Source organism: Streptomyces sp. NPDC058620 (genome assembly GCF_042717135.1).
Classification (GTDB): domain Bacteria; phylum Actinomycetota; class Actinomycetes; order Streptomycetales; family Streptomycetaceae; genus Streptomyces.
This window is the reverse complement of sequence record NZ_JBHXQO010000048.1, coordinates 1-23,754: the sequence shown is the minus strand read 5'-3', so window position 1 is coordinate 23,754 and position 23,754 is coordinate 1. Positions and strand designations below refer to the sequence as shown.

General features: G+C 70.7%; 20 protein-coding genes. 11 read left to right on the top strand and 9 right to left on the bottom strand.

Going from position 1 to position 23,754, the window contains the following annotated elements; genetic code table 11:
- Positions 1–42: 42 nt before the first annotated feature.
- A complete protein-coding gene (locus ACFWSK_RS29910; RefSeq protein WP_383792840.1) occupies positions 43–807 on the bottom strand; it encodes a helix-turn-helix domain-containing protein in 765 nt (254 codons plus the stop codon).
- Between the two features lie 25 nt (positions 808–832).
- Complete coding sequence (locus tag ACFWSK_RS29905; RefSeq protein ID WP_383792837.1) at positions 833–1,891, bottom strand: ParB/RepB/Spo0J family partition protein; 1,059 nt, start codon at positions 1,889–1,891, stop codon at positions 833–835.
- A 348-nt stretch (positions 1,892–2,239) separates the two neighbouring features.
- Here ACFWSK_RS29905 and ACFWSK_RS29900 point away from each other — a divergent pair, with 348 nt between their 5' ends.
- From ACFWSK_RS29900 to ACFWSK_RS29885, 4 genes are all read left to right on the top strand, one after another.
- Complete coding sequence (locus tag ACFWSK_RS29900) at positions 2,240–2,770, top strand: DUF5987 family protein (RefSeq protein WP_383792888.1); 531 nt, start codon at positions 2,240–2,242, stop codon at positions 2,768–2,770.
- A complete protein-coding gene (locus ACFWSK_RS29895) occupies positions 2,767–4,422 on the top strand; it encodes an FAD-dependent oxidoreductase (RefSeq protein ID WP_383792835.1) in 1,656 nt (551 codons plus the stop codon). Before ACFWSK_RS29900 ends, ACFWSK_RS29895 begins: the two co-directional genes overlap by 4 nt.
- Before the next feature lie 154 nt (positions 4,423–4,576).
- Positions 4,577–5,047, top strand: coding sequence for an acyl-CoA thioesterase (locus ACFWSK_RS29890; protein WP_383792832.1), 471 nt, complete (start codon positions 4,577–4,579; stop codon positions 5,045–5,047).
- Positions 5,048–5,134: 87 nt separating this feature from the next.
- Entirely contained in the window at positions 5,135–5,938 is an 804-nt protein-coding gene (locus ACFWSK_RS29885) for a TIGR03084 family metal-binding protein (RefSeq protein ID WP_383792829.1), read from the top strand.
- 51 nt (positions 5,939–5,989) lie between these two features.
- On the opposite strand, the gene ACFWSK_RS29880 is transcribed toward ACFWSK_RS29885, so the two are convergent.
- Together ACFWSK_RS29880 and ACFWSK_RS29875 are read right to left on the bottom strand one after the other, a co-directional pair.
- Positions 5,990–6,973 carry a hypothetical protein gene (locus ACFWSK_RS29880; protein ID WP_383792826.1) on the bottom strand — a complete coding sequence of 328 codons (984 nt, stop codon included), beginning with the start codon at positions 6,971–6,973 and terminating at the stop codon, positions 5,990–5,992.
- A gap of 530 nt (positions 6,974–7,503) precedes the next feature.
- Positions 7,504–8,739, bottom strand: coding sequence for a helix-turn-helix domain-containing protein (locus ACFWSK_RS29875; RefSeq protein ID WP_383792823.1), 1,236 nt, complete (start codon positions 8,737–8,739; stop codon positions 7,504–7,506).
- A 280-nt stretch (positions 8,740–9,019) separates the two neighbouring features.
- On the opposite strand from ACFWSK_RS29875, the gene ACFWSK_RS29870 reads away from it, so the two are divergent.
- The 4 genes from ACFWSK_RS29870 to ACFWSK_RS29855 all read left to right on the top strand — a co-directional run bounded on the left by ACFWSK_RS29870 (position 9,020) and on the right by ACFWSK_RS29855 (position 11,456).
- Positions 9,020–9,637, top strand: a complete 618-nt coding sequence (locus tag ACFWSK_RS29870) for a phosphopantetheine-binding protein (protein ID WP_383792821.1) — start codon at positions 9,020–9,022, stop codon at positions 9,635–9,637.
- A gap of 119 nt (positions 9,638–9,756) precedes the next feature.
- Positions 9,757–9,918 (top strand): hypothetical protein, encoded by a 162-nt coding sequence (locus ACFWSK_RS29865; protein ID WP_383792819.1) that lies wholly within the window; start codon positions 9,757–9,759, stop codon positions 9,916–9,918.
- A 38-nt stretch (positions 9,919–9,956) separates the two neighbouring features.
- Positions 9,957–10,508, top strand: coding sequence for a carboxymuconolactone decarboxylase family protein (locus ACFWSK_RS29860; RefSeq protein ID WP_383792816.1), 552 nt, complete (start codon positions 9,957–9,959; stop codon positions 10,506–10,508).
- A 27-nt stretch (positions 10,509–10,535) separates the two neighbouring features.
- Entirely contained in the window at positions 10,536–11,456 is a 921-nt protein-coding gene (locus ACFWSK_RS29855; RefSeq protein ID WP_383792813.1) for an oxidoreductase, read from the top strand.
- Between the two features lie 27 nt (positions 11,457–11,483).
- Here the strand turns inward: ACFWSK_RS29855 and ACFWSK_RS29850 are convergent, their stop codons facing one another.
- Both ACFWSK_RS29850 and ACFWSK_RS29845 read right to left on the bottom strand, forming a co-directional pair.
- Complete coding sequence (locus tag ACFWSK_RS29850; RefSeq protein WP_383792811.1) at positions 11,484–12,524, bottom strand: alkylhydroperoxidase; 1,041 nt, start codon at positions 12,522–12,524, stop codon at positions 11,484–11,486.
- Positions 12,521–12,877, bottom strand: a complete 357-nt coding sequence (locus ACFWSK_RS29845; protein ID WP_383792808.1) for a hypothetical protein — start codon at positions 12,875–12,877, stop codon at positions 12,521–12,523. Before ACFWSK_RS29845 ends, ACFWSK_RS29850 begins: the two co-directional genes overlap by 4 nt.
- 299 nt (positions 12,878–13,176) lie before the next feature.
- On the opposite strand from ACFWSK_RS29845, the gene ACFWSK_RS29840 reads away from it, so the two are divergent.
- Positions 13,177–14,358: an acyl-CoA dehydrogenase family protein gene (locus tag ACFWSK_RS29840; RefSeq protein ID WP_383792806.1), complete on the top strand. Its 1,182-nt coding sequence runs from the start codon at positions 13,177–13,179 to the stop codon at positions 14,356–14,358.
- Positions 14,359–14,560: 202 nt separating this feature from the next.
- Here the strand turns inward: ACFWSK_RS29840 and ACFWSK_RS29835 are convergent, their stop codons facing one another.
- The 3 genes from ACFWSK_RS29835 to ACFWSK_RS29825 all read right to left on the bottom strand — a co-directional run bounded on the left by ACFWSK_RS29835 (position 14,561) and on the right by ACFWSK_RS29825 (position 19,122).
- On the bottom strand, positions 14,561–15,814 hold the full coding sequence (locus ACFWSK_RS29835; RefSeq protein ID WP_383792803.1) for a cytochrome P450: 1,254 nt from the start codon (positions 15,812–15,814) through the stop codon (positions 14,561–14,563).
- A gap of 55 nt (positions 15,815–15,869) precedes the next feature.
- Positions 15,870–16,871 carry a methyltransferase gene (locus ACFWSK_RS29830; RefSeq protein WP_383792885.1) on the bottom strand — a complete coding sequence of 334 codons (1,002 nt, stop codon included), beginning with the start codon at positions 16,869–16,871 and terminating at the stop codon, positions 15,870–15,872.
- Positions 16,872–17,007: 136 nt separating this feature from the next.
- Positions 17,008–19,122, bottom strand: a complete 2,115-nt coding sequence (locus ACFWSK_RS29825; protein WP_383792800.1) for an MMPL family transporter — start codon at positions 19,120–19,122, stop codon at positions 17,008–17,010.
- A 249-nt stretch (positions 19,123–19,371) separates the two neighbouring features.
- Between ACFWSK_RS29825 and ACFWSK_RS29820 the strand changes: the two genes are divergently transcribed.
- Positions 19,372–21,999 (top strand): amino acid adenylation domain-containing protein, encoded by a 2,628-nt coding sequence (locus ACFWSK_RS29820; RefSeq protein ID WP_383792797.1) that lies wholly within the window; start codon positions 19,372–19,374, stop codon positions 21,997–21,999.
- 66 nt (positions 22,000–22,065) lie between these two features.
- Entirely contained in the window at positions 22,066–23,685 is a 1,620-nt protein-coding gene (cmdF, locus tag ACFWSK_RS29815; RefSeq protein ID WP_383792793.1) for a tyrosine 2,3-aminomutase, read from the top strand.
- The last annotated feature ends 69 nt before the right edge of the window (positions 23,686–23,754 follow it).

Here is a 23,754-nt window from a genome sequence, read left to right as displayed (position 1 = left end):
GCGGCATCGGCGCGGCGCCCCCGCGGTCAGGGCGACGGTGTGTCAGCGGGGCGCGTGCGGCCCCGACTGCTCATCGGAGGCGAAGCGGGCCAGCAGGACGGGCGGATCGAGCGCGTTCACCAGGCGCAGGAGGATGTCCACCGGTCGCAACAGCGCGCCGGGGTGCACGACCTGCGGTCCGCTCTGTCCGAGGAGGAGTTGTTCGGAACCGACGGAGTGCGGCTCATGGGTGTCGGGGACGGAGTGGGCCAAGATGTGCCAAGTGCCCACAGGCACGTCCCGGAGCTCGAAGGTTCCGGGACCCTCCAGAGTGACCCAGCGCACCGGCCTGCCCTGGCGTAAACGGCCGGGAAACAGGCCTACGAAGACCTTTTCCGGTTTCTCGTCGGGAGCGGAATGAACACGTCCGCGCAGCGAGAGGTTCTGGGCGATGGGAGTATTGCGACTCGCGGTGGAGGGGAACCCGGGCTGCACGCCGCCGAAGTCCCGGTAGGCACTCGGCGAAAGGCCCACACAGGCCTTGAACCGCGAACTGAAAGTGCCGACACTGCTGTAGCCGACCTGACTGCTGATATCGGCCACACTATGTGTAGTGTGCACCAGAAGTCGTTTCGCTTCCTGCATCCGTAAGGCGGAGAGGAAGCGTCCGGGCGATGTTCCGGTGACCTCGCGGAAAATGCGGGTGAAATGGAACTTGCTGAACATCGCCGTACGTGCCATGTCGTCGATCGTGAGGTTCTGACCGAGGTTGACATGCATGTATTCGACCACCCGGCGAACCGCATTCTCGATGGTGTTCGTGGTCACCGTATCTCCCTGTCGAAGTAAGCTGTCAACGGCGAGTTGGCTGAGTCGCACGGATCTCCGCGACATCCGCCGCGGAGGTGTGCCGACGCCGGACCATCTCCTCGGCGAACCGGCGCCAGGCGTCGGAGCAGTGCTGCGCCAGCTCCGCCATCGAGTCGACGCAGTGGGCGGGGACCGCGTCCGCGCGCCGGCGCCATGCCTCGTCGACGAGGAACCGGTTGTGGAGCCAGCGCATGAGCTCGCGTCCCTGGTCCGAGTGGCGCAGGGAGGGGTCGTGGGAGAGCTTGCGCAGCGCCTCCATCGGAGCCCGGGACCGGGGGGATACCGGCGGCTTGCCGGCCACGGCGGACGGCGCCGGCCGGCCCGGGCGGATACCGGGCGCGACCGGTGCTCCGGCCGCCCGTGTCTTCTGCATGGCAGGCCCGGCGTCCAGCATCGCGCTCGCGCTCTGCCGGCTCTGCGGAACCGGGTCCTCACCGCGCAGCAGCCGGCGGCGGACGTCGTGCGCCGTGCCCAGCGACAGCCCGGTCTGCTCGACGACGGAACGCAGCGAGAGAGCCGGGTCCTGGGTCAGCAGCGCTGCGGCGTGCAGGCGTTCGGCGGTACGGTCGAGAGGGTGGATACGGCCGTCGGCTCCGGTGCGTACGTTCAGCAGCGGAGAACCCGCGGCTGAACACGTCCGCACACCCGCCACGGTCTTGGCGTCGAGCCCCACGTGCGCGGCGACGGCGCGGTCGGAGAGGGTCGGGTGCGAGGCCAGGATGCGTGCCGCGGCGGTCTTGCGGTCGGCCACGGACAAGGGCAGCCCGTTGGTGATGTTCGCGGCGACGGACCGCAGGAACACCTGGTCCTCGGCGCCGTCGAAGAACGTGACCTCGACGGTCTCCAGCCCCTTCAGCAGGGCGGCGCTGATGCGGTGCATGCCGTCGACGACCCGCATGGTCGGCCGGTGGACGAGCACCGGGGGCAGGGACGCGTAGACGGTCGCGAGGCGCTGTACATGGGCCCGGTCGATTCCGTTCAGACGCGGTGAATCGGCAGGAATGAGTTCATCGATCCGTACGACACGCGGTGAGCGTTCCACGGCGCGTTGGGCAGAGTCACTTTTCACGTTTCCCCCAAGACATGAGGCCAGGGCTCACTTCCGCATGCGGTCCTCGTGCAGAAGCATTTCCACGTGCAGGTGATGAATGAAGACATCCGTTCGATGAGACTAGTGAGCAGCTCGCTCGCGCGCGTAATCCAGTAGCCGCTTCGCGCCAACTCCGTGGAGTCTGTTTCAAGGTCGCCTCTACTTTGGCTAGTTGCTTGAACCAGCCGAACGACCCTAGTTTTCTTCACGCCGCAAGGCATCCCACTCCGGACCGTGAGAAAGGAGAGCGAGTTGCGCGACGACAATGAGCGAGGGGCGCCGGACAGCGACATCCGGACCATGACGCTGGAGGCCTACGCCGACACGATCGTCCCGGGAGAGAAGCGCTCCGCAGACGACCGCGCCATCGCTGGTGTGTCCACCGGCGGCGGCGCCGTCCAGGCGGGGGCCCTGGAGCTTCTGCAATGGGACGCGACAGGAATCCATGACGGCCTGGACGACCTGGTGCGCCTGGTCAACGAGCACGCACAGGCCTACGCCGCGGAGCGGGGCCTCACCCTGGACCCGGCCGTGCCGCCCTTCGTGGCACTGGAGTACCCGGACCGGGCCGCCCTGATCCAGCTGCTGACGAAACCCGGCCACCCGGAGAAGGAGTTCTGGGTGCTGCTCTCCCTCTTCTGCAACATGGCCTTCGACTCGGCAGCGCACCTCAACACGGCACAGGCGATGGCCGACGGACATCCGGGGCTGAAGGCCATGGGCCTGACGCAGCCGGACGCCGACGGCCTGTGGCGGTTCGAGGACTACAGCTACGGCCGCGAGTTCGCCCGCCTCCACCCCGACACCACGTCCACCGGGAGTCCCGCATGAGCACCACTGCCGAGCGCACGGACGTTCTGGTCATCGGCAGCGGCTTCGGCGGCGCCATCGCCGCGTATCACCTGGCGGCAGGAGGCGCCGACGTCACCGTCCTGGAGCGCGGGCCGTGGCTGGAGAGCAAGGAGTTCGAGCACGACTACAAGCTCGGCTCCTCCTACACCCGGGTGTTCGACTTCACGGTCGGGGACGGCATGAGCATCCTCGGCGGGAACTGCGTGGGCGGCGGCAGTGTCGTCTACTTCGCCGCGATGCCCCGCGCACCCCGCTTCGTCTTCGACCGGCAGGGGTCCATCGGGCGCCGGATGTGGCCGGGAGCGGTGAGCCGCGACACACTGGACCCCTGGTACGACCGTGTCGAGGAGTCTCTCTCCATCACCCCGCAGAGCTGGAACGACGTCAGTTACGCCGGTGGCCTGTGGGCCGCGGCCTGCAACCACTCCGGTCGCACCGCCAACCCGCTCGCCGTCGCCATAGACAACACCAAGTGCGTGAACTGCAACTGGATGATGGCCGGCTGCCGCTTCGAGGCCAAGCAGTCCCTGCTGGTCAACTATCTGCCTGCCGCCATCGCCCACGGTGCCCGCATCAGGCCCCTGCACGAGGTGCAGCACCTCTCGCGCACGCCCGACGGCTCCTACCGGGTGCACTACAACGTCGTGCACGACGACGATTACCGCCTCCAGGCCGGCAGCGGCGTCATCGAGGCGAAGATCGTGGTCATGGCGGCCGGCGCGGGTGCGACACCGGTCATCCTTCAGCGCAGCGAGGCGCACCTGGGCACGATGCCCCGGGCGGTCGGCCGCTACTTCTCCGGCAACGGCGAGCGGCTCAACACCGCCGTCATCGACGAGGCGAAGGCGGCCGAGCTGTTCGGCCTGGAGCGCGGCGAAGGACTGGCCTACGCCGCCAACCAGATCGGCAAGGGTCCCACCGTGGCCAGCTGGGACAAGCTGGACGGCTCGCTGCCCGAATACTCCCGCTACTCCCTGGAGCAGCTCTACTTCCCGCCGGGCCTCGGCACGATCCTGGCACAGGTGCCCGGTACCACCGGACCGTCCTGGTTCGGCAAGGAGAAGAAGGAGATTCTGAAGCAGTGGGCGTCCTGGCTCACGATCTTCACGATGATCGAGGACGACAACGAAGGGGTCTTCGGCCCGCCGCCGGCGACGGGCAACGCCCACCGCATCTCCCAGCAGATGCTCGGTCGGGGCAACCTCCGGTACGAGCCGACAAAGAACACCCTGGGTGCCTGGGCCGCCTCGGACGCCGAGGTCAAGGAGATCCTGGAGAAGGACGGCCTGGCCAAGGTCATGCCGTGGACCAACGACCTGGTCGGCGCCTACACCGTCCACCCGCTCTCCTCCTGCCGGATGGGCGACGACCCGCACACCTCGGCTCTGGACGACCGCAACGAGCTCCGCGACCATCCGGGAATCTTCGTCACGGACGGATCCGCCGTCCCTGGCGCGCTGACGGTCAACCCAGCGATGACCATCGCCGCGCTCGCCGAGCGCGCGGTGCCGGGGATCGTGCAGGCCGCGCAGCGCCGGGGGATCTCCGTCACCTACGGCGCGCCGGCCCCTGACGGCTCGGCGAGCGGCCGCAAGAACGTCCTGCCGCTGCTGCCGTCGGCCCGCGGCTGATCACGCGCGCCCAGTCCGGCGCGCCCGCGTCCGCGCTTCCCTCCCGAGCCGAGCGGCCGCCCCGGAGGCGCCCGCGACCAGTGGGTTGTTTCACGCAACCCAGTGCGCAGACCGGCCCCGACAACCTACGGACGACAATGGAGGGCACAGACCGATGACCGCGACGACCTCTGACTACTTCGAGTACAGCCACACCGTCGGCTTCGAGGAGACCAACCTCGTCGGCAACGTCTACTACGTGAACTACCTGCGGTGGCAGGGGCGTTGCCGGGAGCTCTTCCTCAAGGAGAAGGCGCCCTCCGTCCTCGCCGAGGTGCAGGACGACCTCAAGCTCTTCACCCTCAAGGTGGACTGCGAGTTCTTCGCCGAGATCACCGCCTTCGACGAGCTGTCGATCCGGATGAGGCTCTCGGAACTGCGCCAGACCCAGCTGGAGTTCACCTTCGACTACATACAGGTGACCGAAGACGGCGGCGAGACACTGGTGGCGCGCGGGCGGCAGCGGATCGCCTGCATGCGCGGCCCCAACACCGCGACCGTTCCGACCCTGATCCCCGAGGCCCTGGCCGAGGCGCTCGCGCCGTACGCGGCCCGGGGCGGCTCCCACGTGGCCCGCGCCGCGTAGCGAACCCCGCGCACGGCAGCCCGTCGGCCGGCGGGTCGTATCACGACAGTTCTTACCCGACTCCGGAACACCTCGAAGGAGAGAGAAATGAACACGCTCGAAGACGTTCTCAAGCACCTGGCCACCGACATCGATGAGCTCGCGCAGTTGGTCGAGAAGATCGATGACGACGCCTGGAGCACCGCGACCCCCGCGCCCGGCTGGACCATCGCCGACCAGATCGCACACCTCACCTTCGTCTTCCATCTGGCCAGGACCGCCGCCGCCGCACCGGAGGAGTTCAAGGCCGTCACCGAGGCCGCGGCCGGGAACTTCGACGGGGCTGTGAACGCGGCCCTCAAGCAGTTCAACAGCTTCCCGCCCCAGCAGCTGCTCGCCCGCTTCCGGGCCCTGGGCGAGGCATCTGTCGAGGCGCTGGCCGCGGTGCCCGCCGGCCAGGTCGTCCCGTGGCTCGTCAACCCGCTGCCGCCCGTTGTCCTGAGCTGCGCGGGGATCATGGAGGTGTTCGCCCACGGCCAGGACATCGCCGATGCCCTGGGGGTTCGCCGGGGGCCCACCGAGCGGCTGCGCAACATCGTCGACTTCGCCTGGCTGACCCGGGACTTCGGCTACGAGTCCCACGGTCTGACCCCGCCGCCCGAGCCGTTCCGCTTCGAGCTCACCGCACCCTCCGGCGAGCTGTGGACGGTCGGCCCCGAGGACGCCACCGAGACGATCAGCGGTCCCGCGCACGACTTCTGCCTGCTGGTGACCCGGCGCCGCCACCGTGACGATCTCGCCCTCGCCGCGTCGGGGCAGGAGGCGGACCGCTGGCTGGACATCGCACAGGCTTACCGCGGACCGGCGGGCCAGGGCCGTACGCCCGGCCAGTTCGCGGCCACCGGGAACTGAGCCGCGGACCGGGGCCGGTACCCAGGACCGGGGTCGCGGCCCCTCGTCCGCTCAGTACAGCTGGTGGGCGGGGGCCCCGGCCGGCCCGCGGTCCCGGCCGATGTCGGCCAGGGCACTGAGCACCATCGGCGGGTTGTCGGCCAGCCGCCGCATCAAGGGGAGCCACCAGTTCATGCCGTAGGTCGCGTGGATACGGCAGGGACGGCCCGCCGCGCGGTGGCGGCGCAGCGTTTCGGGCTGGACGCCGTACAGCATCTCGATGTCCTGGACGTGTTCCAGCAGCCCGCGCTCCTGCGCCGCGGCGAGGACCTCCGCGTCCTGAGTGGCCAGGCTCAACTGGACTCCTCTGTCCAGGAGGAGCTCCGCGAGGTCGAGGTAGCGGTCGTCGAGTGCCGGGCCCCGCGCCAGAGCGATGCCGGACGATTCGTAGGACGTGCCCTTCACCAGGCGTACGGTGCGGCCCGGCCCCGCCACCGCCAAGGCGTCGTCCTCGGTGCGGTGCAGGTGCGCCTGAAGGGTGATGCCCAGGTTGTCGTACCGGCCGCCCAGCGCGTCGAGGACGGCCAGGACGGTATCGACGTCGCCGGGGCCGTCCGTGTCCAGTACGACCTCGCTTCCCCGGAGCGCTCCGGCTGCCGCGATCCGGCCGGTGTTGCGCAGGGCGGCTTCCGCCGAGTGGGCGAGGCCGATCCGGGAAAGATCCAGTCCGATCCGGTCGGGGGCCGGTTCGTGGGCGAGCAGCCCCAGGTACTCCTCGACAACGCCTTCGGCACGGGCGGCGTCGGCGACTCCCTGGTCGGGGCCGGCGAACTCTGCGCTCACCCGGTAGCCCTTGGCACGCAGCCGTGCGGACTGTTCGAAGAATCCGGCCCTGTCGGAGGCAAGCACGTAGCGCCGGGCGGCAGGGGAGAGCATGTCCCGCAGTACCGAGGAGGGGGCGGCGAAGGCGGTCTGGCACCGCGCGTCGTCGGCAAGCCGGCGCAGTCCCTCGGCGGCTGCCTCCACCAGGGCTCGCTGGGACATCTCGTGGTTCACGGCAGAGCCTCGGCTTTCTTCTCGACGGGACCTGCTGAGGCCGGGGCCGGCGTGCCGGTCAGCGGGTGCGAGCGCCCTCGCATCCGCTGACCGCCCCGCAGGCGCCGGGAGGCGTTCGTGGCGAGGCGGTTCGTGGTCTGCTCACGCCTCCGTTCGGTTTCACCCCGGGAGCGGACAAGAGGCACTTCCCGCACCACGGGATCTGTTGGCAATTTATTGCCATAAGGATGTCGGCTCATCATCCCGGCATCGCGCGAGCATCGACAGACGTTCTCGCCGATCAGCCCAATGATCCCCATGATGGCCGCCTGAAGTCGGAGGAGGGGTGTCCAGCTTGCATATCAGCATGTTTCCTACAGGCAGGCAAGTCATTGCCACGTCATTCGACAAGTTAGGCAATTAAGTGCCTAGCGTGAGAGGTACGCGTGTACAAGCAGTCGCAGGACCGTAGGCAGGCAACCATGACGGTGCCGAGGAGGCACGCACGTCAGCACCGCGCGAAGGGGACGGTGCCGGAACCGGAAACAGCGTCAGTCCTTGGCGTCGTCCCGCGCTTTCCCGCGCGCCCGCATGAGGCACTCCGCCGCGAGCCGCCAGATCTCCGCGGCGAGGTTGATGTTGGAGTTCTCCTGCGCCTGCTCGGCCAGGCGCTGGAGCCCCGCCAGGCCCTCGTCCTCCTCGCCGCCCAGGATGCTCAGCTGATGGCCGAGGACCTCCAGGCGGATCCGGCTCTGGTAGGGCAGCCGGAGCTCGGTCCGGCCGAGCCTCTCCAGCAACGCGCGAGCGTCGGTCAAGCGGCCTTCGTGGAAGGCGAGGCGAGCCCGCAGCGCGGTGAGGGACTGCTCCAGAGCGGGTGTGCTGGCGAACGGGAGGGCCGCTTCGGCCGCCTCGATGCAGCGCTGCGCGGCGTCGGGCTCGGGTGGCAGCTTCTGCAGGTGGAGTTCGGCCATCGCGATGCGCAGCCGCAGCCAGATCGTGAGGTTCTCACGGCTGTCGAAGCCGTCCAGTGCCTCCTGGAAGAGGACCTGCGCCGCGGCGAACTCGCCCAGGCGCACCTTCAGCGCGCCTGCGGTCCACAGCGCTTCGGCCCACAGGGTGTCGGACCTGCCTTTGACCAGGACCGTCAGTTCGTCGGCGTGGCGCCGGGCATCGGGCATCCGGCCCGCCTCGGCCTCCACCGACACCAGGACCAGCAGGGTCGCGGCCCTGTCCTGGCTGGACAGCGACTGGTCCACCGTCAGCCGGTGGGCGGTACCGGCTGCCTCCACCGCCGGGACGATCTCGCCCAGTACGCGCAGGGACCGGGCGAACTGCGTCAGGGCTCGCGCTCTCAGCTCGGCCAGGCCGATCTCCTCGCTCAGCGTCACCAGCTGCTCGAGGTAGTCGCGCTCGCCGGCCGAATCGCCGTGCCGGCGTTTCCACTGCCCGAGGAGCCACAAAGCCTGCCAACGGAGCATCGGGTCCTGGCCGTGCGCGGACCGTACCGCGTCTGCGAGCAGCTCACTGGTCTCGTCGGACTCCAGGGACGTGGCGAGGGAGAGGATCTGGGCGAGCGACGTGGCCCGGGACACCTCGAACTCGGAGGGGCTGATCCCCAGTTGTCCGGCCAGATGGGCCACGGCGCGTTTCGTGGGCTGCCGCGCGCCCGACTCCAGGCGCGAGAGGTAACCGGTGGACATGCCGTCCCCCGCGAGCACGGCCTGGGACAAGCCCCGCTCGGTCCTCAGCTGCCTCAGACGACGGCCGAAAGATGGCTGCTCCAACACGTGCACGCCCCAACGAATGGATGGATGACGAAGATTCCGGGACTGATCCTGCCCCCGTGGCCTGCCACGCTATTCGTTCCAGTTGTGCCAGAGAGTATGCCGGGCGCGCGCAGCTTGGCAAACCCGTCGACCTCGGGGACCTGCGCATCTCGCCCCTCGCTCTGGAGTTGCTGGCAAGTCGCCTTGCCTGAGCGTTGGAAAATTATTGCCACGCGGCATGTGCTCCCGTACCGTGACAAGCGTCCGATGCAGCCGAAACTCACTCACGGAGGTGGCGACCATGGCCAGTGACCGCTCTGCCGTCACCGGCGGGAACCGGCATGCGGGGCCCGGCGCGGCGGGGAGCGGCGAGGGCGACGAGGGCCGGCCCGGCGACGTACGGGAGTTCATGATCGGGGTGTGGAGCGAGCTCCTCGGCCGCTCGGACCTGACCGAGCATTCGGACTTCTTCGCGCGCGGCGGGGATGCTCTGCTGATCACCCGGCTGGTGCGCAAGATCGCCGAGAGGTTCGGTGTCGCGGTGTCACTGCGCGAGCTGTCGCGGCGCAACCTTGGCGACCAGGTGGCGCTGGTGCACGCCTCGCGGCTGCGCTCGGCCCGGCGTGCCGCCCCTCGGCCCGCCGTCACCGCTGGTGACATCCGCAAGGTGCTGGTACGGGAATGGGGCGACCTGCTCGGCTTCCCGGACCCTTCGGAGGGCGCCGACTTCTTCGAGCACGGCGGGGACTCCCTGCTGATCACCCGGCTGGTGCGCAGGATCGACAGGGAGTTCGGCGTCGCGCTTCCCGTGCGCGACATGCTGGCCGCCCCGACCCTCGCGGAACAGACGTTGCTGCTCAGCGGCTTGATCGCGGGAGCCGACCGCTCCGTCTCCACACTCCGCCGACAGTCCGGCTGATACCCAGGCAAGTTGCCAAAGTCTGGCATATCGTTGCCACTGCGAGTGCGATTCACTAGCTTCCCAGCATCACGAGGTCTCATCGTCCCGCGGCCACGCCGCCCTCGCTAGGAGCTCGCATGGGTACCGCACTTCACGTTGCCCGACCGTCCCTCCTCATCTGCACGTTCGGACTCGTCACCCTCTTCCCCACGGCCTCCGCCCATGCCGCGACGGAGGGAGAGGACGTGGAATGGCCCTTCACCCGCATCTGCGCCGTCAACGACGTCGAATGGCCCTGACCCGCCGTCCCGTTCTCGCCTTCCCGGAAGGAAGAGCCGTGCCTCACATCGCACTCGACAACGATCTCCCCGGTATCAGCGGCCTGATGGCTCACCGTCCCGATACCGCCGCACCGCTGGGCGACCTCGCGAACGCTCTGCTGCGGGCACCCTCCTCGCTCAGCCCGGGGGAGCGCGAGCTCATCGCAGCGTACGTCTCCCAGCTCAACTCCACCGAGTTCTGCTCCGCCTCCCACGGGGCCTTCGCCGCCGCGCAGCTGCCCGGGGGGCAGGGCCTGGTCGAGGCCGTCCTGGCCGACCCCGCCACCGCGCCGGTCGACGGCCGGCTGCGCGCGCTGCTGGCCGTCGCCGCCGAGGTCCAGAACGCCGCGCGCCCGGTCTCCGACGAGGCGGTCGCCGCGGCCCGCGCCGAGGGCGCGGACGACACCGCCCTGCACGACACCGTTCTGATCGCCGCGGCGTTCTGCATGTACAACCGCTACGTCAGCGGCCTCGCCACCGAGCTGCCCAAGGACGGTGAGTACTACGAGCACGCCGCCCGGCGGATCGTCGCCGACGGCTACCGCGGCGCGTCGGCCCAGACCGACTGACGCGACGCACCCGGAAAGGGGCGACCGATGAGCACCCGGCGAACGTGGAGCACGGCCGATATCCCGGACCGGAACGGCACCACTGCGGTGGTCACCGGCGCGAACTCCGGCATCGGACTGCAAACGGCGGAGGAACTCGCCCGGCGAGGCGCCCACGTGGTGCTGGCCGTGCGCGATCCGGACCGCGGGGACGCTGCCGCGGCCGGCATCCGGGCCCGCGTGCCCGCAGCGGCCCTGACGGTCCAGCAACTGGACCTCGCCAGTCTCGCCTCGGTGCGGGCCGGAGCCGAGCAACTGCGCCGGCAGTTCTCCCGTATCGATCTGCTGGTCAACAACGCGGGAGTGATGTGGGCCGACCGGGCCCACACCCCGGACGGACACGAACTCCAGTTCGCCACGAACCACCTGGGTCACTTCGCCCTCACCGGTCTGCTCCTGGACTCCTTGCGGGCCGCACCCGGCGCGCGCGTGGTGACGATCAGCAGTTACCTTCACAGGCTGGGGCGCGCCGACTTCCGCGAGCTGGACGGCGGACGCCGCTACAACCGGTACCGGGCCTACAACCAGTCCAAGCTGGCCAACCTCATGTTCGCGCTCGAACTCCACCGCAGACTGGTGGAGTCGGGTGCGGACATGATCTCGCTCGCCGCCCACCCAGGACTGGCCGCGACGGGCCTGGGCCGCCACCTCCCGGCTCCCGTGCGCAGGTTGGGCTCCGTATTCGCTCCGCTGTTCCTGCAGAGCGCCGCCATGGGGATGCTGCCCGGCTTGCGGGCCGCGACCGACCCCGGCGCGCGGGGCGGCGAGTACTACGGACCGCTCGGCGTGACCGAGACACGGGGCGCGCCCGGGGTCGTGCGTCCAGGTCGGGCAGCCCGCGACCCGGAAGCCGGTCGTCGCCTGTGGGAGAAGTCCGAACGCCTTACCGGCGTCCGCCACCCCTTGTGACCCCACGATCCCCTGCCGGCGGGCCGTTCACACCGGCCCGGCGGCACGGGGCACGGTGATCCGGCCGCCGATACGCACAGCGGTGGTCAGGGCGGCCCAGGACGTGAGCTCGATGAGTTCACGGTCGGTGGGGAACCGGCTCCTGAACGCCTCGACATCCGTTGGGAGCGTCATGTACGGCGCGAAGGCGGTCAGCAACGCGAGGCGGGCGGCGGGCACGTCCTCGGACGGCAGCCCCGACACGGCCTCCTCCAGCCAGCTCCGGCCGGGCCCGGGGGCCGTTCCGTCCCACAGGTCGAGGCGCGAGCGCAGCCGCTCCACGATTGGTTCGGGCACCCAGCGTGCCCCCTGCTCCACAGCGGCGAAGGCACGCCCCAGGGCGTCGGCCACGAAAGGACTGGCCTCGGCCCACTCCAGCCCCGGGGGCAGCGGGGCCGGCGGCAGCAGGCCGAGCGACTCGCCCGGTGTCAGCGGCCCCGGCGCGACGGGGCGCATGGCCAGTGCGGTGGTGCGCATGATGGGTCCGCGCAGGGGTGTCGGCGTCCGGGCGGGCATGGGGGAGTCGGCCAGGAAGAGCGACACCATGCGGTTGATGTAGTGAAACGTCACCACGATGCCGCAGAGCTCGGGCGCTTGTCCGGCCGTGAGCAGGAACGAGCCCTCCCTGCCGGGGGCGTCGCCCTGGGCACGCCGTCCGGTCGTCCGGGCCCACTCGATGAGCCCGGAGTCGATCCCCTGCGGCGGCAGCGTTCCGAGGACCGCCTGGTGCACATGAACGCAGTACGGGCAATCGTTGGCCCGCGACACCTCGGTGGCGACCGTCTCCTTCACCGAACGGCTCACCCGCCCGTCGACCAGCAGGGTCTCCCGGAGCATCAGCCACGTCGCGGCCAGCGACGCGGCGGCCGGTGAGTGGAGAGCCAAGGGCGGTGCGAGCACCCCGAACTCTCCCTCCGTCTCCCGGTACACCTGCGCGACCAGGCCCCGGGCACGGCGCGGGGCGATCACATGTACGTACCGCACCTGCCGCAGGGAACCCCGCAGCACAGCCCGCACGAGCGGCCTCACCGCAGCCTCTCCTTCTCGTGATTCACACGGGATCCCCTCTCAGGAGCTGGCTCCTGCGGTATGTCCTCCGCGGCCCGCGACACGAGGTCCTGCCCGTCGTCGGCGCTCCGCGCCCCCGTTCCCGGAGCTTCGACGCGGTCCCTCGGCGCGACGTAGCCAGGACCGAACACCATCTGTTCCATCAGCAGGCGCACCAGCGCGGTCGCCGCTCCCTGAGCGGTGGCCGCGCTGTACTCGGCGGACGAGGCCGCCGCCGTGCCGAGGACCGTGCCGGCCGACGGCGTCGTCGTGGTGGTGGTGGTGGTGCGTGCCGCTCCGGTCGTCGCCCGGGACGGGCGGTCGCTGTCGCTCATGGGCTACCTCCCTGACAGGGCCGGCGTCCGGCGTGACCGACGACGGACGCCGGCGCCGGCCGCGACTCAGGCCGAGAAGCACATTCTCGACCCGTCGGCCGGGTCCGGGCTTCTCGTGGGATGCCCTCTCGCACGGGCTCGCGGGAAAGGGCGGGACCGCTGGCAATCGAGGAGATGCGGCGCTCCCGCGACTCGGTGAACGATGCGGGAGCAGGGCAACGCCGTCCTGACCGATGCGCGCAGACCCCCTCGCTTCCGCATGCCGCGGACAGGGCGTCTCCTGATTCCTGGAGGATCGAGTGGACCTCACGTCTACGCCCGCCCGCACCGAACTGGTGGAACGAGCCTCGAAGCTGAGGCCGCTGCTCCAGTCGCACGCGGCATGGACCGAGGAGAACCGGCGGCTGCACGAGGAGTCGGTCGAGGCGATGGCCGAGGCCGGCATCTTCCGTATGCGCGTACCGGCCCGCTACGGCGGCTACGAGTCCGACGCCCGAACTCTGGTGGACGTGGCCGCCGAACTGGCCCGCGGCGACGGATCGGCCGCGTGGACGGCGTCGGTGTGGTGGATACCCACCTGGATGGCGGGCCTCTTCCCGGACCACGTCCAGGACGAGGTGTTCTCCCGGCCGGACGTCAGGGTGTCCGGCACCCTCAGCCCCGGGGGCATGGCGGCTCCGGCCGACGGCGGCGTCGTGGTGAACGGCAAGTGGGGCTTCATCAGTGGCGCCTGGCACAGCCACTGGCAGGTGCTGATCGCGGTCTCGCCCACGCCCGACGGCGGCATGCAGCCCGTGATGGCCCTGGTGCCGACGGACCAGCTGCAGATCGTCGACGACTGGTACACCTCGGGCCTGCGCGGCTCCGGGAGCGTCACCACCATCGCCTCGGACGTCTTCGTCCCCCAGGAGCGGGTCCTTCCGCTGGGTGCGGTGCTCCAGCAGCAGTACGCCTCCGAACTCAACGCCGGCTCCCCGATGTTCCGGGCGCCGATGCTGGCCGTGGCCTCCGCCTCGTCGGTAGGCACCATGACCGGTCTGGCCGCGGCCGCCCAGGACGCCTTCCGCAGCCGGCTGGCCGGCCGGAAGATCACCTACACCGACTACGAGGAACAGAGCGCGGCTCCGATCACCCACCTCCAGCTCGGCGAGGCGACCCTGCTGGCCGACGAGGCACGGTTCCAGGCCCACCGGCTGGCCGGCCTGGTCGACTCCAAGGGAGCCTCGGGGGAGGCGTGGACGCTGGAGGAGCGTGCACTGTGCCGCGGCCTGCTGGGCCGGGCCTGCCGGCTGGGCAAGGAGTCGGTGGACATCCTCGCGTCGGCGAGCGGCGGCTCCTCGATCTACAACGACGTCCCGATCCAGCGCGTGCAGCGCGATGCGCAGAGCATCACGCTGCACGCGCTCATGAATCCGGGTACGAACCTGGAGCTGTACGGCCGGGTCCTGTGCGGCCAGGGTCCCAACACCCTGTACGTCTGAGCCGTCACGCCGCCGGCCCGGCAGTGCCGCTGTCCCGGGCCGGCGGCGTGAGGGGGCGGGCGGAGGCGGAGGAGTGCCGGGGCGGGGGTCCTGCCGCGGGCGCGCCGGCGGTCGTAGGAGGTGCGTGGAGCCGGGGCGGGAGGTGTTGACGGCGCCGGCCTCGGCGCGGGTGCCGTGCGCGCGTCCACGTCTTGCAGCGGGGTCAGGGCTCGACGGTGACGGGAAAGGTCTCGAAACCGCGGACGACCCAGCGATCGCGGTAGACGGGTGGCTCGGACACGGTCAGCCGCGGGAACCGGCGCAGCAGCCGCGGCAGCGCGATCCGCGCTTCCAGGCGGGCCAGCGGGGCGCCGAGACAGAAGTGGGCGCCCGCGCCGAAACTCAGTGGCCTGACCTGCGAGCCGTCCCGCCCGGGGTCGAAGCGCCCGGGGTCGAAGCGGCCGGGATCGGGGTAGCGGCCGGGGTCCCGGTTCGCGGCGGCCAGGATCAGGATGAGCTTGGAGCCCGCCGGAACGGGTACGCCCAGCAGGTCGAAGTCCTGCGCCGCCCAGCGGCTGGTGACGTGGACCGGCGGCTCGAATCGCAGGATCTCCTCGACGTAGCCGTCGGCGAAGTCCGGCTCGGCGCGCAGCCGGGCGGCGTACGCCGAGTGCTCCAGGGCGAGCATCGCCCCGTGGCCGATCAGGAAACTCGTGGTCTCGAACCCCGCCGTCAGCAGCACCATCATGGTGCCCGTCAACTCGTCGTGACTCAGGCGCTCCGGGGTGCTGTCGTGGACGTGGGCGAGCTGTGTGACCAGGTCGTCGGCCGGGGCGCGACGGCGGCGGTCCAGGAGAGCGGCGAAATAGGCGTTCATCTCGTCCATCGCCGCGTCGGCCCCCGCGAGCGCGTTCGGATCGGTGAAGCCGTCCGTGGCCACGGCGACCCGGGAGGCCATGTCGCGGAACCACACCTGGTCCTTCTCCGGGAAGCCGAGCATCTCGCTGATCACCGCGACGGGCAGCCGGGCCGCGAACTCGGAGATGAGGTCCACCGGGGAGCCTGCCGAGCCGAGCCCGGCCATCCGTTCGAGCAGCCGGTCGGTCATCTCCTCGATCACCCCGTGCATGCGGCGCACGTTGGGCGGGGTGAACGCGAAACTCGCCACCTGGCGCAGCCGGGCGTGATCGGGCGGGTTGCTGTAGAGCATGGAGCTCGTGAATCCCCGGACCGAGGAGTGTGAGCGCCAGGACGGGAAGACGACGTCGTAGCTCCTGCCGTCCTGGACGCGCAGCGCCGGCTCCCGCAGCGCGCGGTCGCACGCGTCGTGGCCGACCACGACGAAGCGGCCGGGCTTGGTGGGCACCACCTGCCCGTGCGCGCGGATCGCCTCGTACAGGGGGTAGGGGTCCTGCCGCCCTTGCACCGTGCCCAGCGCGTCGAGCGCCTCGACCGGCGACATGACCGTGCCGGTCATATGCTGTCTCCTTGTCTGCCGTGCTCGGCGTCGCGCGCGGGTGGGGAGAAGTGCCTCAGACCGCGGACATCCGGATGATCGCGGAAGGGCCTGCGGGGTGTACGGCCACGACCCGGAGCCCGGCCTCAGCGGCGAGCGCGGAGAACGCGTCGACGCCCCGCTCCTTGGCTCCGTAGACGCACAGCATCCGCAGATCCATGCCGGTGCGCGGGGTGTCGCCCGCCGAGCCGATCGACTCGATCACGAACACCGAGCCCGTCGTTCCCGCCGCCTGGGCGCAGCGCCGCAGGATCGCGACGCACGACTGGTCGTCCCAGTCGTGCAGGACCAGGGAGAGTACGTAGGCGCCGGCGCCGGGCGGAAGCGGTTCGAAGAAGCTGCCGGGGACCGCGTTCGCCCGGCCGTCCAGACCGGACGCCGCGAACGACTCCTTCGCGCGCTGCACCGCGTCGGGCAGGTCCAGGACCGTACCGCGCAGTGTGGGGTACGCGGTCAGCAGCGCGGTCAGCAGGGAACCGTCGCCGCCTCCGACGTCGACCACACTTCCGGCCGACGCCCAGTCGAAGCCGGCGACGACGGCCGGCGCACGGGTGGCGACGTCCTCGCCGAGGAGCCGGTTGAAGGACTCGGCGCGGTCGGGTTCGGCCGCCAGGTCCTCCCAGAAGGAGCGGCCGTAGCGGAGCGGGAAGGCGGCCTTCCCGGTCCGTACGCTGTGCAGCAGATCGACGAAGGACAGCTCGCCCCGGCCCGCCCCCTCCATGTCGAACCAAGCCCGCACACCCGCGGGGTGGTCCTCACACAGCGGTCGGCCCAGCGGGGTCAGGGTGTAGCGGCCGGACCCGTCACGCTCCAGCAGGCCCCGGACCGTGAGGTAGCGCAGCAGCCGGTCGAGCGCGTCCTCATGGGCGTCGACCGCTTCGGCGAGCTCCCGGGCCGTGTGCGTTCCGGCCACGATGTGGTCGGCGATGCGCAGCGTCGCGGCGACGCGCACGGCCATCGGAGTGCCCAGGTTCGCCATCGACCACAGTTCGGCGGCCTTGCCGTCCTCATCGCCCAACACGGCATTTCCTTCCAGGGTCGACCTGCGGCTGGCTGATCACCATCGTGACTCCAAGTCGTCGGCTTCCCATCTTCCGGATTGCGCAGTCGCACGGCGGGCGGCCCGGGGGAACCGGCCGCCCGCCGTACGGGTCTCAGCCCACGGGCTCCGACGCGCGGCCCTCGTGGGCGGGGGCCGGGCCCCGGGCCCCGGGCGCTTTCGACAGGGCGCCCGGCCACCAGAACCTGGTCCCCAGGTCGAGCGCCAGGGCCGGGAGGAGGATCGTGCGTACGAGGAAGGTGTCCAGCAGGATGCCGAGACCGACCACGACGCCCATCTGCGCCATCGGGACCAGGGGCAGCGAGGCGATGACGGCGAACGTCGCGGCGAGGACCACACCGGCGCTGGTGATGACACCGCCGGTGGTGGTCAGACCGGTGAGTACGCCCTTGGCGTGGCCGTGCAGGGTCACTTCCTCCTTCACGCGGTGCATGAGGAAGATGTTGTAGTCGATGCCGAGGGCGACCAGGTACACGAACCCGAGGAGTGGCACCGACCAGTCGACGCCGGCGTGCCCCATCACGTTCTCGAAGAGCAGGTTGGAAGCACCCAGCGCCGCGAAGAACGACACGACCACGGTGCCGAGCATGATCAACGGGCCGACGACCGAGCGCAGCAGCCAGACCAGGACGAGCAGGACGACAAGCAGGACCGCGGGGACGATGATCCACAGATCGCGGACGGAAGCGCGCTGGGTATCCAGGCTCTGGGCAGTCGTCCCGCCCACGAGAGCGTCCGTGTTCTCACGCAGGGCGTCCACGGTGTCCTTGGCCCCGGCGCTGTCGGGGACGTCCTCCAGCACCACGGACAGAAGGGTCAGCTCGCCATCGGGGGTGGCGGGGCCGTCCTGGACGGACACCACGCCCTCGGTCCCATCGGCGGCCCGTCGCACCTCGGCCACGTCCGCGGTGGGCGCCACGACGGTGGCGGGGTCGGAGGATCCGGACGGATAGTGCGCGGAGATCCGCTCCTGGGCGACGACGGACTCGGGCTTCGTCTGCAGCAGTTCGCTCTGGGTGAGTCCCATGTCCAGGCCGAGAGAACTGAGGGCGAGGAGACCCGTCGCGGCGAGAGACAGCACCCAGGCGCGGCGCGGCCGGGCGGCCGTCGCGGAACCGATGCGCTCCCAGCGGCTGCGGGACGCCGGTGCCTCGGTCTCGGCGGCGGCCTCAGGCGTCCAACGGGGCACGAAGGGCCAGAAGACCCAGCGGCCCGTGATGACCAGCAGCGCGGGCAGGATCGTGACCATGGCGAGGAAGGCGCAGACCACGCCGATCGCGCCGACCAGACCCATGGAGCGCGAGGAGTTGACGTCCGCGAGGACCAGGCACACGAGGCCGATGGCGATGGTGCCGGCGGAGGCCATGATCGCGGGGCCCGACCGCCGCAGAGCGGTCTTCATGGCGACGTGCCGGTCCTCCTCACGGCGCAGTTCCTCGCGGTAGCGGGCGATGAGCAGCAGGGCGTAGTCGGTGCCGACGCCGAAGACGAGGACCATCAGGACGCCGGAGCTCTGCGGGTCGACCGGGAGGCCGGCGTACTTGGCGAGCACGTAGGTGCCGACCTGGGTCAGCACGGAGGCGAAGCCGACGGCCAGCAGCGGCAGGAGCCACAGGATGGGGGAGCGGTAGGTGATCAGCAGCAGGATCGCGACCACCAGACCGGTCACCATCATCAGCATGGAATCGAGCGACTCGAAGGCGCCCGCGGCATCGGTCGTCGAACCCGCCGGTCCACCGACCTCGACGGCTACGCCCGGAGGGGCGTTGGCGTCCGCGACGTCACGGACCTTCTTCGTCGTGGCGACGATGTCGGCGTCGCTGATCAACGGAACGACGACCATGAGCGCCCGGCCGTCCTTCGACTCCAGGGGCGCGTCGACGCGCTCCCCTTCGGCGGCCAGCGCCTGGAAGGCGGCGACGTCCTTCTCCGCCTTGGCCCGCCCCTCGGCGGACAGCGAACCGTCGGCGCTGTAGATCACCACGGCCGGCATCAGCTCGTCGGCGCGGAACTTCTCCAGCTCCTTGTTCAGCTTCGCCGACTCCGAACTCCGCGGGAGGAAGGCGTTGGCACTGGAGTCCTGGACGTCGGCCAGTTTCCCTGCCAGCGGGCCGAGCGCCATCGCAATGATGAACCAGGCCGCCAGGACCAGCCATTTTCCGCGTCTGTCACCGGGCACATCACTGGTGCGCTTGAACCAGGCTTGCAAGGGGGCTCCTTCGGGCACGTCGCAGTTTCCGCGATGGCCGGAGTGCCGGGGGCCGCTCTGCGCGACCATTCCGACGCGGCCGACGGGGGCCTCCATGATCCCCAACTCCCCCTGTGCGAAGTCAACTTCCAGATTGCGGAGTTGGTTCGCGGAGGTTTGCGAGCCGCCCGGCGGGGCTCGGCAAGTACCGCACGCAAGGAGAAGCGCCCTGTAGGCCACCGCCCCAAGATTGTCGATGTGGCGAATGACATGACTGTGACCGATCCGGACCGGGGCCTTCGACAAGCCCCCGGATCTGCGGCGTTGCACCGGTACGCGGCCTACCGCGTGACCGGCGGTCTCGACCTGGACGCCCTGCGGACCGCCTGGCGGGCGACTGCCGGAAACGACGCACCGGTGGAGCAGATGACACCGGGCCCGCCCGCCGCCGACGCGGAGCTCGGGGACGAGGAGCTGTGCTCCCGGTGGGCGGCCCTGCCCTTCGCCGGAGGCGACGCGCCCGCCCGGCTCCACATCGCCCGCAGGAGCCCGCGCGAGCATCTGCTGCTGCTGGTGGCCCCCCGCGCCGGGGCCTGGGAGCGGCCATCCGGAGCACTGCCGGCCGCCCTGTCCGACGCGTACCGCACCATCGTGGCGGGCGACCGGGCTCCCGCTCCCTCACGCCGAGGGGCGCACGGCACGCACCGGGGCGAGGAGTCCCCGGCCCCTGCTGTGACCGCTTCCGGGCCGCTGGTCCTGCCGGCCGACCGGAAGCACCCGCACCTGCCCCCGCACGCGGGGAGCACCGTCGCCTTCGACTGGGGCCCCGATCTCGGCCGCCGTACGGCACAGCTCGCCGAAGCGGAGCAGACCACTCCGGCCGCAGTGCTGCTGGCCGGATTCCGGGCTCTCGTCCGCCGCTACGCCGGGCGCGACGACGGCACGCTGTCCGCCACCTTCCGGGAGCTGCTGCACGACACGCCGGAGCCCGCGTCGACGCCCTGCGAGGTCGAAGGGCCCGACGCCTTGTTCGTCCACCGGGGCCAGTCGCACACGGCACTGCGGCTGCCGGGCACCGAGGTGCGCCCGATGCCCGTGCACAACGGGACGGCCGCCGCCGACCTGACCCTGGTCCTCCAGAGCACCGCCCCCTCCGTCACCGGCTCCCTGGAGTACCGCACCACCCTGTTCGAATCCACCTCGGCCCAACGGATCCTGGAACAACTGGACACCCTCCTGGCCGCCGCGACCGCCGCTCCCGGCACGCCCGTCGGCGAACTGCCGATGGACGGCGAGCGGCGCCGGGAGCTCGCGCTGCGCGCGTCGGACGGCCGGACAGCGGCGGGGTACGGGAAGGGAGCGGTCCACACCTCGGTACGCCGCCACGCCGAACAGGACGGTGCCGCCGTTTCGTTCGGCGGCGCGCGCACCGGGTACGGCGAACTGACCGCGCACGCCGCCCGGGTCGCCGCGGCTCTCACCGGGGCCGGGGTCCGGCCCGGCTCGCCGGTGGCGGTGCGGATGGAGCCGGGCGCGCACCGGATCGCCGTGCTGCTGGGAGTCCTGGAGGCGGGTGGCCACCTGGCCTGGTTCGCCCCGGGCGGTGGGGGCGAGAGGCACAAGGCGATGCTGCGTGATCTGCGCCCCGCCTGCATGGTGCTCGACGGCGGTCCGCAGGACGACGAGCTGGCCCGGTGGTACGCCGACGAACCGGGCGGGTGCCTCCTGGACGCCTCCCGCGTGCTCGGCTCCCGTTCCAGCGCTCCCGGCGGCGGTGCCGCAGCGTCCGGTGCGCCACCGGATCCCTCCGACCCCGCCTACGTTGCGTTCACTTCCGGTTCGACGGGTCGCCCCAAGGGGATCGCGCAGTCGCACGCCGCACTGGCGCAGTTCGTGGGCTGGATGGGCGAGAGATTCTCGATGGGACCGGGTGCGCGGGTGGCGCAGTGGGTCTCCCCGGAGCACGATCCGGCGCTGGCCGAGGTCTTCGCGACCCTCGTGGCCGGCGGGACGCTGTTCCCGGTGCCGGAGCGTGTCAGGGTCAATCCGGACAAGCTGGTGCCGTGGCTCGTCCAAGAGGGGATCACCCATCTGCAGACCGTGCCCAGCTTCGCCCGGGACCTCCTGGGAGTGATCACCGACTCCGGTGCGGAACACCGGCCCGACGCACTGAGCCACCTGCTCCTGATGGGCGAGGCGCTGACCGGCGAACTGGTGGACGAGCTCCGCACGGCCCTGCCCCGGACCCGGCTGATCAACCTCTACGGACCCACAGAGACCATCGCCGCGACCTGGCACGAGATCACCGGGCCGAGCGCGGGACCGGTCCCGATCGGGCACCCTCTCCCCGGCCGCCAGGTCCTCGTCGTGGACGAGCACGACCGGTTGTGTCCCGCCGGAGTCACCGGCGAACTGGTGGTGCGCTCCCCGTATGTGACGCCGGGCTACCTCGCCGTCCCCGGCGGCCCGGACCACAGCGCGCTGTTCAGGCCCGTAGCGGGATTCGCCCCCGACGGCGACCGGTGGTACCGGACCGGGGACCTGGCGCGGCTGCGCTTCGACGGCGCCCTGGAGTTCCGGGGCCGCAGCGACTTCCAGGTCAAGTTGTTCGGGAACCGGGTGGAGCTCACCGAGATAGAGGCCGCGCTGAACCGTGACCCCTCGGTCCTGGAATGCGCGGTCCTCCCCCACCTCAACGAACAGGGCCTGGTGACCCGCCTCGGCGTGTACGTGGTGCCGCGGGGCGAGGGGGACGCGCGCGAGGAGGTCCGGGCCTGGCGGGCCCATCTGCGCCGCCAGTTCGGACCTCTCGCGCTCCCCGCCGTCTTCACCCGCCTGACCTCCCGCCTGCCCCGCAACGCCGCGGGAAAGGTGGACCGTTCCCAGCTCACCCGATGAGCCGCACCCGCGAGCCCTGCCCTTCCGCCCTGTCGTACACCGGCCTCGGCCGCTACCAATGGAGTGATGGCATTGACCCAAGTCGAGACCGAGACCGTCCCGGTTTCCTTCGACGGCGAGACCCTGACCATCGACGCCGTACGCCGCGTCGCGGAAGAAGGCGCGACGGTCGACGTACCGGCCGAATCCGTCGCGAAGGCTCGCAAGAGCCGGGAGATCTTCGAGGGGATCGCCGAACAGAACATCCCCATCTACGGCGTGACCACCGGTTACGGCGAGATGATCTACATGCAGGTCGACAAGTCGAAGGAAGTCGAGCTCCAGACCAACCTGGTACGCAGCCACAGTGCCGGCGTCGGCCCGCTCTTCGCGGAGGACGAGGCACGGGCCATCGTCGCCGCCCGTCTGAACACCCTGGCCAAGGGATACTCCGCGGTACGCCCCGTGATCCTGGAGCGCCTCGCGCAGTATCTGAACGAGGGCATCACCCCGGCGATACCCGAGATCGGGTCGCTGGGCGCGAGCGGTGACCTGGCCCCGCTCTCCCACGTAGCGAGCACCCTCATCGGCGAGGGCTACGTCCTTCGCGACGGAAAGCCGGTCCCGACCGCCCGGGTGCTGGCCGAACGAGGCATCGAGCCGCTCGAACTCCGCTTCAAGGAGGGCCTCGCGCTGATCAACGGCACCTCCGGGATGACCGGCCTGGGCTCCCTGGTAGTCGGGCGCGCGCTGGAACAGGCCCAGCAGGCCGAGATCGTCACCGCGCTGCTCATCGAGACCGTACGCGGTTCCACCAGCCCCTTCCTCCCCGAGGGGCACGACATCGCCCGTCCGCACGAGGGGCAGATCGACACGGCAGCCAACATGCGGACCCTGATGCGGGGCAGTCAGCTGACGGTCGAGCACGCCGACCTGCGCCGCGAACTGCAGAAGGACAAGGAAGCCGGCAAGGACGTCCAGCGCTCGGAGATCTACCTGCAGAAGGCCTACTCCCTGCGGGCCATTCCGCAGGTGGTCGGCGCGGTGCGCGACACCCTCTACCACGCACGCCACAAGCTGCACATCGAGCTCAACTCGGCGAACGACAACCCGCTCTTCTTCGAAGGGAAGGAGATCTTCCACGGCGCGAACTTCCACGGCCAGCCGATCGCGTTCGCCATGGACTTCGTGACGATCGCGCTGACCCAACTCGGCGTACTGGCGGAGCGGCAGCTCAACCGGATCCTCAACCGCCACCTCAGCTACGGCCTGCCTGAGTTCCTCGTCTCCGGGGACCCGGGCCTGCACAGCGGGTTCGCCGGTGCCCAGTACCCGGCCACCGCCCTGGTCGCCGAGAACCGCACGATCGGCCCGGCCAGCACCCAGAGCGTCCCGTCCAACGGCGACAACCAGGACGTGGTGAGCATGGGCCTGATCGCGGCCCGCAACGCCCGCCGGGTCCTGTCGAACAACAACAAGATCCTCGCGGTGGAGTTCCTGGCCGCCGCCCAGGCGGTCGACGTCTCCGGCCGGTACGACGGTCTGAGCCCGGCCTCGAAGGCCACGTACGAGGCGGTACGCGCCCTGGTTCCGACCCTGGGCGTTGACCGCTACATGGCCGACGACATCGAGCTGGTGGCCGCCGCACTGTCCCGCGGCGAGTTCCTCAGGGCCATCGCCCGGCAGACGGACATCCAGCTGCGCTGACCCTCCCCGCAGACACCCGGCACGACACGGCTGAGGCGGTTCACCCACATCGGGTGAACCGCCTCAGCC